At 73.9% G+C, this 13,082-nt stretch carries 12 protein-coding genes; 8 read left to right on the top strand and 4 right to left on the bottom strand.

What is annotated here, in order from left to right:
• Positions 1 to 19 precede the first annotated feature (19 nt).
• On the bottom strand, positions 20 to 1,477 hold the full coding sequence (locus QP089_RS35210) for a flavin-containing monooxygenase (RefSeq protein WP_285917701.1): 1,458 nt from the start codon (positions 1,475 to 1,477) through the stop codon (positions 20 to 22).
• 152 nt (positions 1,478 to 1,629) lie between these two features.
• On the opposite strand from QP089_RS35210, the gene QP089_RS35205 reads away from it, so the two are divergent.
• Positions 1,630 to 3,114 (top strand): DUF4132 domain-containing protein, encoded by a 1,485-nt coding sequence (locus tag QP089_RS35205; protein WP_285917699.1) that lies wholly within the window; start codon positions 1,630 to 1,632, stop codon positions 3,112 to 3,114.
• Between the two features lie 57 nt (positions 3,115 to 3,171).
• On the opposite strand, the gene QP089_RS35200 is transcribed toward QP089_RS35205, so the two are convergent.
• Complete coding sequence (locus QP089_RS35200; RefSeq protein ID WP_285917698.1) at positions 3,172 to 3,858, bottom strand: helix-turn-helix transcriptional regulator; 687 nt, start codon at positions 3,856 to 3,858, stop codon at positions 3,172 to 3,174.
• A 70-nt stretch (positions 3,859 to 3,928) separates the two neighbouring features.
• On the opposite strand from QP089_RS35200, the gene QP089_RS35195 reads away from it, so the two are divergent.
• Together QP089_RS35195 and QP089_RS35190 are read left to right on the top strand one after the other, a co-directional pair.
• Positions 3,929 to 4,801: an oxidoreductase gene (locus QP089_RS35195; protein WP_285917695.1), complete on the top strand. Its 873-nt coding sequence runs from the start codon at positions 3,929 to 3,931 to the stop codon at positions 4,799 to 4,801.
• A gap of 70 nt (positions 4,802 to 4,871) precedes the next feature.
• Positions 4,872 to 5,429 carry a PadR family transcriptional regulator gene (locus QP089_RS35190; RefSeq protein WP_285917693.1) on the top strand — a complete coding sequence of 186 codons (558 nt, stop codon included), beginning with the start codon at positions 4,872 to 4,874 and terminating at the stop codon, positions 5,427 to 5,429.
• Here the strand turns inward: QP089_RS35190 and QP089_RS35185 are convergent.
• Complete coding sequence (locus tag QP089_RS35185; RefSeq protein ID WP_285917691.1) at positions 5,426 to 6,832, bottom strand: APC family permease; 1,407 nt, start codon at positions 6,830 to 6,832, stop codon at positions 5,426 to 5,428. The two genes, QP089_RS35190 and QP089_RS35185, sit on opposite strands and share 4 nt — an antisense overlap.
• 149 nt (positions 6,833 to 6,981) lie before the next feature.
• On the opposite strand from QP089_RS35185, the gene QP089_RS35180 reads away from it, so the two are divergent.
• Both QP089_RS35180 and QP089_RS35175 read left to right on the top strand, forming a co-directional pair.
• Positions 6,982 to 7,608 carry a TetR/AcrR family transcriptional regulator gene (locus tag QP089_RS35180; RefSeq protein WP_285917689.1) on the top strand — a complete coding sequence of 209 codons (627 nt, stop codon included), beginning with the start codon at positions 6,982 to 6,984 and terminating at the stop codon, positions 7,606 to 7,608.
• Positions 7,605 to 8,714 carry a DmpA family aminopeptidase gene (locus QP089_RS35175; RefSeq protein ID WP_285917687.1) on the top strand — a complete coding sequence of 370 codons (1,110 nt, stop codon included), beginning with the start codon at positions 7,605 to 7,607 and terminating at the stop codon, positions 8,712 to 8,714. Before QP089_RS35180 ends, QP089_RS35175 begins: the two co-directional genes overlap by 4 nt.
• A gap of 13 nt (positions 8,715 to 8,727) precedes the next feature.
• Here QP089_RS35175 and QP089_RS35170 read toward each other — a convergent pair whose 3' ends face one another.
• Positions 8,728 to 9,714 carry a diacylglycerol/lipid kinase family protein gene (locus QP089_RS35170; RefSeq protein ID WP_285917685.1) on the bottom strand — a complete coding sequence of 329 codons (987 nt, stop codon included), beginning with the start codon at positions 9,712 to 9,714 and terminating at the stop codon, positions 8,728 to 8,730.
• Between the two features lie 164 nt (positions 9,715 to 9,878).
• Between QP089_RS35170 and QP089_RS35165 the strand changes: the two genes are divergently transcribed.
• The 3 genes from QP089_RS35165 to QP089_RS35155 all read left to right on the top strand — a co-directional run bounded on the left by QP089_RS35165 (position 9,879) and on the right by QP089_RS35155 (position 13,065).
• A complete protein-coding gene (locus QP089_RS35165; protein WP_285917684.1) occupies positions 9,879 to 10,823 on the top strand; it encodes an alpha/beta hydrolase in 945 nt (314 codons plus the stop codon).
• A 17-nt stretch (positions 10,824 to 10,840) separates the two neighbouring features.
• Complete coding sequence (locus tag QP089_RS35160; RefSeq protein WP_285917682.1) at positions 10,841 to 11,749, top strand: amidohydrolase family protein; 909 nt, start codon at positions 10,841 to 10,843, stop codon at positions 11,747 to 11,749.
• Positions 11,750 to 11,922: 173 nt separating this feature from the next.
• A complete protein-coding gene (locus tag QP089_RS35155; protein ID WP_285917680.1) occupies positions 11,923 to 13,065 on the top strand; it encodes a GH12 family glycosyl hydrolase domain-containing protein in 1,143 nt (380 codons plus the stop codon).
• Positions 13,066 to 13,082 lie beyond the last annotated feature (17 nt).

Here is a 13,082-nt window from a genome sequence, read left to right as displayed (position 1 = left end):
CCGAGCCTAGGCCCGGCGGCTACCGGGCGGTAGCGCGCCGCGCTGTGAAATGGCGCGGGTCGGGGCGGCGGGTGGCGTTGCGGTAGGCGAAGGTGAAGCCGGGCCAGTTGTTGACCACCTTGCCGTCCGCGGTCATGTACCAGCTCTGGCAGCCCGCCTCCCACACCGTGGAGCGCAGCCGCTCCCGCATCTCGCGGGTGAAGGCGTCCTGCACGTCCGGCTTGACGTCGATCCAGTCGAGGCCGTGCCGGCGCAGCGCCTCCACGCAGCCCAGCACGTACCGGAACTGCGACTCCAGCATGTAGATGATCGAGTTGTGGCCGAGGTTGGTGTACGGCCCGTACAGCAGGAACAGGTTGGGGAAGCCGCTGACGGTGATGCCGAGGTGCGCCTGCGCGCCGTCCCGCCACGCCTCGTTCAGCTCCCGGCCGTCCCGCCCGACGATCTTCATCGGGGACAGGAAGTCGGTGGACTGGAAGCCGGTCGCGTAGACGATCACGTCCGCGTCGTGGTGCTCGCGCGCCGTCGCGATGCCGGACGGCGTGACGCGCTCGATCGGGTCGGTGATCAGGTGGACGTTCGGCCTGGTCAGCGCCGGATAGTAGGTGTCGGACAGCAGGATCCGCTTGCATCCCATCCGGTAGCCGGGGACGAGCCGGCCGCGCAGCGCCGGGTCGGCGACCTGCTCCTCCAGATGCTTGCGGAAGCCCTTCTCCATGAGCCCCATCAGCTTCGGGTACTTCACGAAGCCGAGGGCGCGCGACTCGAACATCGCGTAGATCCGGGCCCGGCTCAGCGAGTACGCGCCGGGCACGGTCTTCAGGACCGCCTTCTCCCACGCCCGGTACGGCCGGTCCGGCTTGTCGATCACGTACGGCGCGGAGCGCTGGAACAGCCGCAGCTCCGCCGCCTCCTTGGCGATCTCCGGGACGATCTGGATCGCGCTCGCGCCCGTCCCCACCAGCGCGACCCGCTTGCCGCGCAGGTCGGTGCCGTGGTCCCAGCGGGAGGAGTGGAAGCTCGTCCCGGCGAACGACTCGCGTCCCTCGATCGGCGGCAGCGCGGGCCGGTTCAGCTGCCCGCACGCCGACACCAGCACCCGCGCGTCCAGCTCGCCGGTCGTCGTGGACACCCGCCACAGCGCCGCGTCCTCGTCGAAGCGCGCCTCGGTGACCTCGGTGCCGAACCTGATCTTGTCGACCACGCCGTACTTGCGGGCGCAGTGCCACAGGTAGTCGAGGATCTCCGGCTGCGGCGGGAACCGCCGCGTCCAGTCGGTCTTGCGCTCGAAGGAGAAGGAGTACAGGTGGGAGGGGACGTCGCAGGCGGCGCCCGGGTAGGTGTTGTCGCGCCAGGTGCCGCCGAGGCCGCCGGCCTTCTCCAGGATCACCACGTCATGGACGCCGGCCCGCCGCAGCCGGATCGCCATCCCGATGCCGCCGAACCCGCTACCGATGATCACCACGCTGTGCGCCATGGGCCGTCCCGAATCTCGTTCTGTCCCGGTCTCCCCGAGCGTAGGTGACCGGAAGGTCACTGACCAGAGACGATTCCGCGGCAGCCGCCGGCGGGCCGATGATCCTTACCGAACCGCCCGGTTCCGGCGGAGGGATCTGCCAAGATCGCGACATGTTCGACGACCTCCGGGCGCACCTGGCCGCGCTCGACGGCCCGTGGCCCGCAAGGAAGCGGCCCGCGACGAGGCGGCCCCCGATGACGTGGACCGCACCGGCGGCGGATCCGCCCCCCGACGGCGGCGGCGACGGCGATCCGGGCGGGGCGCAGGTGCCCGCGCACGGCCTCGGCCCGGACGGCTCCCTCGCCCGCGACGTCGGCGGCTACCAGGCCGTCCTCGCGATCGAGGACCCGCTGACCGTGCGGCTGAACTACGTCGGCGCGGACGGGTACCCGCTGCCGACCGTCCCCGGCGCGCTCAAGGTCCCGCACGCCGCGGAGGTCAGGGAGCTCAAGGCGCTCGCCAAGCACGTGCGGGGCACGCTCGCGGGCGAGCGCGAGGGCGCCGAGGCGCTGATGGCGGCGGACGGGCGGGCCTGGCGGCACGGCGCGTGGCGGCGCGAGTGGCTCGACCACCCGGTGAGCGGCGCCGTGGCCCGCGGCCTGATCTGGGAGTTCCAGGACCCGGACGGGATCTGGCACGCGGCGACGCCGGGCGACGGCGTGCTGGTGACGGTGGACGGCCGGGCGCTGCCCGTCCCGCCGGACGGCGCGCCGGTGCGGCTGTGGCATCCGGCGCGGGCGCGGCCCGCCGCGGTGCGGGCCTGGCGCGACTTCGTGATCGACAACCGGATGGTGCAGGCCTTCCGGCAGGCGTTCCGCGAGGTCTGCGTGCTCGGCCCGGACGAGGCGGGCGCCCTGCGCTCCGACCGGTTCGCGGGGCACATCGTCCGGTACGCGCGGCTGCGGGAGCTGTTCCGGGAACGCGGCTGGCGGCCCGACCACCGGGGCCGGCCGCACGGCGGCTTCCAGCCGGCGGCGCGCCGCGTCCTCGGCGGCGGATGGCGCGCGGTGCTGCGCTACGACCCCGCCGACGCCGCCGGGCAGCCCGAGCACGTGATCACCGGCGACGTGCGGTTCGAGCACCGGGACCGCCGGCACTGGAGCCGCGCGGGCCTCGCCGGCGCGCCACCGCTGGTGTTCGGCGAGGCGATGCGGGACGTCGGCCTGTTCGTGGACGGGGCGTCGATCGCCGCCGACCCGGACTGGCCGGACGGCGAGGACCGCCACCACCTGCACTACCGGCGGGAGGCGGCGTTCGGGCGGCCGGGCGCCGCCGCCGAGGTGCGGCGCGCCGTGCTGGAGCGCGTCCTGCCCGGCACGAGGATCGCCGATCGGTGCTCGCTGGAGGACCGGTTCCTCGCCGTCCGGGGCGAGCTGCGCACCTACCGGATCCACCTCGGCACCGCGCAGGTGCGGATGGAGCCGGACGGCGCGCGGCTGCGCGTGGTGCCGTCCCGCCGCATCGGGCAGTCCGGGCTGTTCCTGCCGTTCGAGGACGAGCGGCTGTCGCTGATCGTCAGCAAGGCGGTGCTGCTGGCCGCCGACCACAAGATCGCGGACGAGTCGCTGCTGCGGCGGATCAGGGAGGAGGTCTGACGGACGCCGGTCTGACGGACGCGGGAACGTCTCGACGCGCGTCCGCGCCGCCGGCGGTCAGCCCAGCAGGCCGAACTCCTGGGCGCGCAGGCCCGCCTGGAAACGCGACCCGGCGTCCAGCAGCGTGAGGATCTCGGCGACCCGGCGCCGGTAGGTGCGCAGCGACATGCCGAGCTGCCGGGCGGCGGCCTCGTCCTTCAGCCCGCCGGCGAGCAGCCGCAGGATGTGCCGGCTCTCCTCGCTGAGCGCGGGCGGCCGCTCGCGCCGGAAGTCGGCGAGGTCGGCGGAGGTCTCCCAGGTCGCCCGGAAGAGTGAGATCACGCCCTTCACCACGCTGGGCGACCGGACGACGGTGTACTCGCGCACGCCCCGCTCCGGCGGTCCGGCGAGGATCGCGGTCCGGTGGTCCACGATGATCGTCTCGTGCGGCAGCGGCGCGGTGCAGATCCGCACCCGCACCCCGCCGTCCGCGAGCCGGATCAGCTCGCGCTCGGACTCCTCGTCGGCGAGCGCGGCGGGGGTGTACAGCTTGCGGACGGTGATGCCGCCGGGCGCGTTCCAGTGCCGGTCGGCCACGATCCGCTCCCGGACGCCGGGCATCGCCCAGGTGGTCATGTCCGTCGCGGCGCAGGCGAACTCCTCGCGCGCCTGGAACAGCCGCCACGCCCGCTCGGCCAGCTCCTGCTCGCCGCGCAGGACCACGTTCCGGTCCATGTCCACCGTCATCACCGCCAAGTCTGCCATGCGGGGCGCAGGCTGGCAGCAAGCTGCCACCGCCTCGTCCCGACCGGATCACCGCAGCACAGTGGGACCCATGACGACACCGACCACTGCTAACGACCACTTCCACATCGGCGGCGACCTGCGGGTCCGGCGGATGGGCTTCGGCGCGATGCGGCTGCCCGTCAGCACCCTGGACGGCCCGCCCAACGACCGCGACACGGCCCTGCGGGTGCTGCGCCGCGCCGTCGAGCTGGGCGCCGACCACGTCGACACCGCCGCGTTCTACTACCACCAGTCCGGCCTGGCGGCGAACGAGCTGATCCGCACGGCGCTGTCGCCCTACCCCGACGGCCTCGTCATCGCCACGAAGGTCGGCCCGTACCGGGGGCCGGACGACCCGATCCCCACCGGCCAGCTCCCCGCGTCCGGGCTGCGCGCCGAGGTCGAGCGCAACCTGCGCGAGCTGGGCCGCGACAGCCTCGACCTGGTCTACCTGCGGCCGGGCGGCCTGGACGAGCCGGGCGACGACCCGATCGCGGAGCGGTTCGAGATCCTCGCCGGGCTGCGCGAGGAGGGGCTGATCCGGCATCTCGGGCTCAGCCACGTCGACACCGCCCAGCTCGCCGAGGCCCGGACGATCGCGCCCGTCACGGCGGTCCAGAACCGGTTCGACATCACCCAGGCCGCGGACACCGAGATGCTGGAGATCTGCGCGCGCGACGGCATCGCCTACGTCCCCTACTTCCCGCTCGGCGGGTTCGGTATCCCCGACGACGACCGCGTCAAGGCGGTCGCCGCCCGACACGGCGCCACCGTCCCGCAGGTGCTGCTGGCGGGCCTGCTCGCCCTGTCACCGGTGATGCTGGCCATCCCCGGCACCGGCTCCCCCGCCCATCTGGAGGAGAACATGGCCGCCGCGCGGCTGCGCCTCACGCCCGAGGACCTGGCCGCCCTGCGCGGCTAGCCGGTGCCCGCGGCGCCGGGGACCCCGCGCACGCTCTACCCTGAACCTCGGCTCGATCAGGGGAAGGGTGATGATGTCGGCGACGCGGCTGCTGGTCCTCGGCGGGGTGCGGCGGTTCGGCTGCGCCCACGGGTACGAGGTCCGCCGGGAGCTGATCTCCTGGGGCTCGGACGAGTGGGCCCACGTGAACCCGGGCTCGATCTACCACGCGCTGCGGCAGCTGGCCAAGGAGGGCCTGCTGCTCGCGCACGACGTGGAGGAGAGCGACGCCGGGCCGCCGCACACCGACTACGAGATCACCGACGCGGGCCGCGAGGAGTTCTTCCGGCTGCTGCGCTGCGCGATCTCGACGGTGGACGTCCGGCACCCGGAGATGCTGACGGCCGGGCTGGCCTTCCTGGCCGAGCTGACCCGCCCGGAGGCGATCGAGCTGCTCCGGCAGCGGCTGGACGGCCTGGCCGCCCGGCGCGCCAACGTCATGCCGCTGTACGAGGCGCCGGCGGACCCCGCGCACCTGCACGAGCTGCTCGGCTGGTGGGTGCACTCCGCCGACTCGGCCATGCGGTGGACCCGCGGCCTCATCGAGCGCCTGGAGGCCGGCGACTACGTCATGGCCGACGAGCGCTAGCCTTCCTGCCCGTCCTTCAGCTCCCAGCCGCCGCGGCGGCGCAGGACGAGCGCGAAGTACCCCGCCGACACCGCCATCACCACGACCGTGACGATCAGGCTCGGCCGCCCGACCTCGGGGTCCTTGGCGTTCTGGTAGATCACGTACCCGAGGGCGCCGAGCGCGGCGACCGGCGCGACCGGGAACCACGGCATCCGGTACTTCGCGTGCGCGGTCGTCCCGTTGCGCCGGCCGGCGATCACGGCCAGGCACAGCGCCGCGTACACCGCGACCAGGGACGTGCCGGTGACGACGAGCAGGAACTTCTCCTCCAGGAAGCAGGCGGCGGCGCTGAGCACGCCGGTGGCGACGGTGGCGACCCACGGGGTGCCGAACCGGGGGTGGACGGCGGTGAGCGCCCCGTCGATCCGCGGCGTCCAGGTGCCGTCCCGGCCGGAGCTGAAGACCAGCCGGGCGGTCAGCAGCATGATCGCGATGACCGCGTTCAGGATGGCCAGCGCGATCGCCAGGCTGATCACCGTGTTGAGGGCGTGGCCGCCGCGCGCGGTGATGAAGTACTCCAGCATCGCGTCCGAGCCCAGCAGCTCCTTCAGGTCGGGGGCGCCGAGCAGCACGGCGGTGACCGGGACCAGCTCGGCCGCGACGGTGATGCCGAGCGCCCACAGGATCGTGCGGGCGACGGCGCGCTGCGCGTCGTGGGTCTCCTCGCCGAAGTACACCGCGGAGCCGTAGCCGTTGTAGGCGAAGATCGCGACGGCGGTCGCGGCGGCGATCAGCCCGGCGGACGCGGCGGCGAGGCCCCCGCCGTCCGCCGCGGCGACCGGATGCGCGAGCAGGTCGGTGAACGGCCGCTGCACGTGCAGGAAACCGAGGCCGGACAGCACCAGCAGCGCGGCCATCTCGATCGCAAGGAAGACCCCGGTGACCAGGGCGTTGACCTTGATGTCGAAGATCGCGACGACGGTGGCGACGGCGACCGCGACCGCGGCGGCGACCGGGCCGTCCAGGCCGTGCACGAGCACGCCGAGGTAGGTGCCGACGCCGAGCGCGATCACCGCGAGGATCAGCAGCTGGGTGATCAGGATCAGCCCGAGCACCACGAACCCCGGCAGCCGGCCGAGGGTGCGGCCGACGATGGCGTACTCGCCGCCGGTCAGCGGGTAGGCCGAGGACAGCTCGGCGTACACGAACGCCATGAGGACGCCGACGGCGCCCGCCGCCGCGAAGCTCCAGAACGCGCCGGTGCCGGCCTGCGCGATCACCCCCGGCGCGATGATGAACACCGACGAGGCGGGCGTGACCGCGGACAGCACGATGAGCAGCGCGCCGAGGGTGCGCAGCCCCCGGTGCAGGGCCGGGGGCCGGCCGGCGGCGGCCGGCGGGCGGGTTTCGGATGCGGCCATGGAGGCACCTCCCGACGGAGTTCTTTGAACGAGTATCAAAGAACTCCGGGCGGCACGGTCAAGCGAGCCGTCCGTCACATCTCGGTCTCGAATCCGTGAGCCCGCGCTCTGACTTGAATTGTCTGAATGATCTTCGGAGAATGTCGAGCATGGCACGACCCAGCAGGGCGGCGGAGAAGCGCACCGAGCTCGTCGCCGCCGCGCGGCGCGCGGTCGCCGAGCGCGGCATGCTCGGCCTGCGGCTGCGCGACGTCGCCGACCGGGCCGCGATGTCGTCCGGCTCGGTCCTGTACTACTTCCCGACGCTGGCCGACCTGCTGCGCGAGGTGCAGCGCGAGGCCGTCGACCGGTTCTGCGCGGCCCGCGAGGCGGCGGTGCGCGACGAGCCGGACCCGTGCCGCCGGCTCGCCGCGATGATCGCCAGCGGGCTGCCGTCCGGGCCCGGCGACGAGCTGTGCGTGCTGCTGTACGAGCTCGGCACCGTCTCGCGCCGCGACCCCGCGTACGCGGCCGAGCACATCCGGCTGTTCGAGCGGCAGACCGGCATCTACGCCGCGATCCTGGAGTCCGGGGCCGCGACCGGCGCGTTCACCCTGTCCCGCGGCGCCGCCGAGATCGCCCGCAACCTCGTCGCGCTGGAGGACGGGTACGGGCTCCACATCGTCAACGCCGTGCCCGCCGTCGACGCCGCGCTCGCCGCGCGGCTGCTGCGCGGCTACGCCGCCGACGCCACCGGCCGCGACCCCGCCGACCTCGACCTGGAAGGTGATCCATGACCCGCGCCCGCGCCCTCGGCCTGCCGCTGCCCGGCGACACCGGCCCGCTCAACGCGATCACCGACGTGCCCGGCGTCGAGGTCGGCTGCGTCACGCTGATCTCCGGGGACGGCCCGCTGCGCCCGGGGGAGGGCCCCGTCCGCACGGGCGTCACGGCGCTGCTGCCGCGCGGCCGGTCGGGCCTCACCGACGCGTGCGCGGCCGGGGTGTACTCGCTGAACGGCAACGGTGAGATGACCGGCACGCACTGGCTCGCCGAGACCGGCGCGCTGAACACCCCCGTGCTGATCACCAACACGCACGCGGTCGGGACCTGCCACCGCGGCGCCATCGACTGGATGCTCCGCGAGTGCCCGGGCTCGCAGGACTGGATGCTGCCCGTCGTCGCCGAGACCTGGGACGGCTACCTCAACGACGTCGGCGGCGCCCACGTGCGGCCCGAGCACGCCGTCCAGGCGCTGGACGCGGCGCGCGGCTGCCCGGTCGAGGAGGGCAACGCCGGCGGCGGCACCGGCATGAACTGCTACGGCTTCAAGGGCGGCAACGGCACGTCCTCGCGGGTCGTGCGGTACGCGGGCGAGGCGTACACGGTCGGCGCGTTCGTCCAGGCGAACTTCGGCTCCCGCAAGGACCTCACCGTCTGCGGCGTCCCCACCGGGGCGGCGCTCGCCGACGACAACCCGATGGAGGACACCGACTGGCTCGGCCTCGCCGGCGCCGGCTCGGTCATCGCGGTCGTCGCGACGGACGCGCCGCTGATCCCCGGGCAGTGCACCGCGCTCGCCCGCCGCGTCCCGCTCGGCCTGGCCCGCACCGGCACCTACGGCCAGCACTCCTCCGGGGACATCTTCCTGGCCTTCTCCACCGCGAACCCGGGCGCGCTGACCGGCGGGTTCCCGGCCGGGGAGGACGGCTACGAGACGCTGCGGCTCGTCCCGTGGAACCGGATCGACCCGTTCTACGAGGCCGTCGTCCAGGCCGTGGAGGAGGCGGTGCTGAACGCGCTGCTGGCCGCCCGCACCATGATCGGGCGCGACGGGCACCGGTCGCCGGCCCTCCCGCACGACCGGCTGCGGGACCTGCTCGCGGCGCGCGGCGTGCTCTGAGCGGGAGAGGCGATCAGGTGTCGTCGAACGTCTGCGGCACGATCACCCGCAGCGCGTTGCCGCGCAGCCGGATGGACACCGGCGTGCGGCCGCGGACCTCGCCGTCGACGTCGACCCGCATCGGCGGGTCGGTCTCGATCTCCACGTGCGGGGTGGTGAGGAACGCGTCCTCGTCCAGGCTCCGCCACGGACCGGTCAGCACGTGCCGGGCCGTCGCCGACGCCAGCCGCAGCCGCCGCTCGTCGCCCAGCCGGTAGACGGCCAGCAGCCGGTCGTCGGGGCTGGCGTCGCGGGCGATCCGCTGCCCGCTGTGGTGCGCGCCGTTGGCGATGTTCAGCTGGTGGGTCTGGACGGTGGTGGTCTCCCCGTCGATCGTGATGCGCGCGGTGAACGCCGCGTGCCGGGGCAGCAGCCCCGCCGCCGTCAGCGCGTACGCCGGACGGCCCAGGAACCGCTTCAGCATGTGCGGGACCCGCCCGGCGACCTGCACCGACAGGCCGAGGCTGACCATGTTGGCGAAGATGTGCTCGCGGTCGGCGCCCGGCCCCTCGCCCTGCGGGTCGCCGGTGCTCTCGAACCAGCCGACGTCGACGTCGGCGACCTTCCCGCCGCCCGGCCCGCCCACCGCGACGGTCCGCACCGCGCCCGGCAGGTCCAGCGGCAGCTCCAGGCTGCGCGCGAAGTTGTTGGTGGTGCCGAGCGGCAGCACCCCGAGCGCGATGTCGCGGTGCGCGAGGTGGCCGACCGCCTCGGCGACCGTCCCGTCCCCGCCGCCGACGACCACCAGGTCGGGCTCCAGGGCCAGCACGTCGCCGAACAGCTGGCGCAGCCGGGTCGGGTCGGTCACCGGGAACACCTGGTCGAAGGCGATCCCGGCCTCGTCCAGCAGCCGGCGCGCCCGGCCGTACAGCCGGCGGCCCCGCCGGGACCGCGAGTTGATCACCAGCACCGCGCGGCCGCCCTTGCCGATCGCCGACTCCAGCTCCGCTTTGCTCCGCATCCCGACTCGGCCGCCCCTCCACTCGTTCGCGCCACCCTACCCGCCACCCGCGGGCGATCCGGGTCCGCTGCTTTATAAACCCATTACTTCGAGTTGAAACATGCCCGGAAGTGGGGACATTACTGGTGAAGCACAGCTGAATGACCGGGACGGGAAATATGTCCATGGCCACCGGGGGCGCCGCCCCGTCCGCAGCACCCGCCGACGACGGCGCGACCGTGGTCGGCGAGCACCGGCCCCGCGGCCGCGTCCTGGACCTCGCGGTCCGCTCGCCCGTCCTGGCCGATCTCGCGCACGTCCGGCTGCTGCTGCCTCCGGGCTGGTCACGGGACGCCGCCCGGACGTGGCCGGTGCTGTGGCTGCTGCACGGATCCGGCGCCGGGCACACCACCTGGACCGACCACGGCGACATCGAGGAGCTGACCGGCGGCGCGGATGTGATGGTGGTCATGCCGGACGGCGGCCCTTGCGGAAATTACACCGACTGGTGGAATCGCGGCGACGGCGGCGCGCCGAAGTGGGAGACGTTCCATCTCGCGGAGCTGCGGCAGATACTCGAACGCGGATACCGCGCCGGAACGCTGCGCGCGGTCGCCGGGAATGGGACCGGCGGGATGGGCGCGCTCGCCTACGCGGCGCGGCACCGCGGCCTGTTCCGCGCCGCGGCGTCCTTCAGCGGCCCGGTGCACACGCTGCACCGCGACCCGCGCGGCCTCGACGTCGCCGACCTCGTCGAGCTGACCGTCGCGATCGCCGAGCCCGCCCGCGACTGGACGGACGTGTGGGGCGACCCCGACGAGCAGCGCGTCGTGTGGCGGCAGCACAACCCGTTCGACCTCGCCGACCGCCTCGCCGGCGTCCGCCTGCACCTCAGCGCGGGCGACGGGCGGCCCGGCCCGTACGACCGGGTGCCCCACCGCGCCCTGTCCGAGGCCGGCACCGACGTGGTGGAGGCGCTCGCCGGCACCGTGTCCCGCGAGTTCGCCGGCAAGCTCAAGAAGCTCGGCATCCCGGTCTCCACGCACTTCTACCGGGGCACGCACACCTGGCCGTACTGGCGCCGCGAGCTGCGCGCGGTCCTGCCCGCCCTGCTGGGCGCGATCGGCTGAGCGGCTAGGGTCGGGGCGTGACTGAACCTCGTTCGGACGCCGCCGTCCCCGCGTTCTGGCAGGCGCTCGGGCTGCCCGGGATCGTCGACGCGCACGTCCACTTCATGCCGCAGCGGCTGATGAGCGCGGTCTGGGCCTACTTCGACGACGCCGGGCCGCTGATCGGCACCGAATGGCCGATCCGCTACCGGGACTCGGAGAAGGAGCGGCTGGAGTTCCTGCGCGGCCTCGGCGTCCGCGCGTTCACCGCGCTGGTGTACCCGCACCGGCCCGGCATGGCCGAGTCGCTGAACGAGTGGGGCGCCGAGTTCGCCCGCCGCGTCCCCGAGTGCCTGCAGACCGCGACGTTCTTCCCCGAGCCCGGCGTCGCCGGCTACGTGCGGCGCGCCCTGGACTCCGGCGCCCGCGTGTTCAAGGTCCATCTGCAGGTCGGCGGGTTCGACCCGCGGGCGGGGGAGCTGGACGAGGTGTGGGGGATCCTCGCCGACGCCGGGGTGCCCGCGCTCGTGCACGCCGGGTCCGGCCCCGTCGCCAACGGGTTCACCGGACCTGAACCGTTCGGCGGCGTGCTGGCCCGCCACCCCCGGCTCAAGACGATCATCGCCCACCTCGGCGCGCCGGAGTTCGACGGCTTCTTCGCCCTCGCCGACCGCCACGAGGGCGTGCACCTCGACACCACCATGACGTTCACCCGGTTCGGCGGGCTGGGCGCGTTCCCCGCCGAGCTCCTGCCCCGGCTCCGCGATCTCGGCCTGCAGGGCCGGATCCTGCTCGGCACCGACTTCCCCAACATCCCCTACGAGTACGCCCACCAGCTGGAGGCGCTCGCCGGCCTCGGCTTCGGCGACGACTGGCTCCGCGCCGTCTGCTGGGAAGCCGCCGACACGCTGTTCGACCTGGCGGCCTCGACGCCGGGACTTTCATGAGTTTTCACGGGAAACCCGAGGTCAGGCGCGTCCGCTAGGCGCCCGCATTGACTCTTTCCGGCCCGAGGACCACCTTGGGAGCGCTCCCAAAACGGCGCCGCTCCGCCGCCCACGGCGAAGCCCGCGACCCGCCCCGACCGGCGTCACGGGCGCGACCCGGAATGAGGTCCCGCATGAAGATCCCCCTCAAGAGCTCAGCCGTCGTCGCGGCGGCGCTGCTCGCCGCTCCGTTCCCGTTCCTCGCACCGGCGCACGCCGCGACGCGGCTGTGCGGAGCGAACGACACCGTCGCCGTGAGCGGCGGCGAATACATCGCGCAGAACAATGTCTGGGGCGCCTCCACCCCGCAGTGCATCAGCGTGGACGGCACGTCCTTCACGGTGGACTCGTCCGGGCACAACAACTCCACCAGCGGGGCGCCCGCCTCCTACCCGTCGTTCTTCAAGGGCTGCCACTGGGGACGGTGCACGACCGGCAGCGGCCTTCCGGTGCGGGTCGGGGACATGCCCGCCGTCGCCAGCGACTGGAGCACCACCCAGCCCACCTCCGGCGCCTACGACGTGGCCTACGACCTCTGGTACGACACCGCGCCGTCCACGACCGGCGACCCCGACGGCGCCGAGGTGATGATCTGGCTGAACCACCGGGGCGGCGTCAACCCGGCCGGATCGCGGATCGCGAGCGGCGTGCAGTTCGGGGGCGCCACCTGGGACGTCTGGTACAGCCGGATGAACTGGAACTACATCGCCTACGTCCGCACCAGCGGGACGACGTCGGTGAGCGGGCTCGACCTGCGGGCCTTCACCCGCGACGCGGTGTCCCGCGGCTACATCAGCAACGACTGGTACTTCATCGACGCCGAGGCCGGCTTCGAGATCTGGCAGGGCGGAGCCGGCCTCGGTACCGACGCGTTCTCGGTCTCGGTCGGCGGCACCACGACGCCGCCGACCACCCCGCCGCCGACGAGCCCGCCGCCGACGAGCCCGCCGCCCACGAGCCCGCCGCCGACCGGCGAGCGCGGCTGCTCGGCGTCCCTGCACGTCGACAACGCCTGGAACGACGGGTTCACCGCGACGGTGACCGTCACCGACACCGGCGACGCCCCGCTGAGCGGCTGGTCGGCGGACTGGTCGTTCGCCGGCGGGCAGCGCGTGGCGAACGCCTGGAACGCCACCGTCACCCAGAGCGGCCAGAGCGTCCACGCCGTGAACGCGAGCTACAACGGCGCCGTCCCCGCCCACGGCTCGACGAGCTTCGGGTTCCAGGGCAGCGGCTCCGCACCCGGCACCCCGGCCGTCGCCTGCACGGGCCGCTGACCCCCGGACCGAGGAGA

Origin of the sequence: Actinomadura opuntiae (assembly GCF_030283205.1) — a bacterium.
GTDB lineage: Bacteria > Actinomycetota > Actinomycetes > Streptosporangiales > Streptosporangiaceae > Spirillospora.
This window is presented reverse-complemented; position numbering and strand designations above follow the sequence as displayed.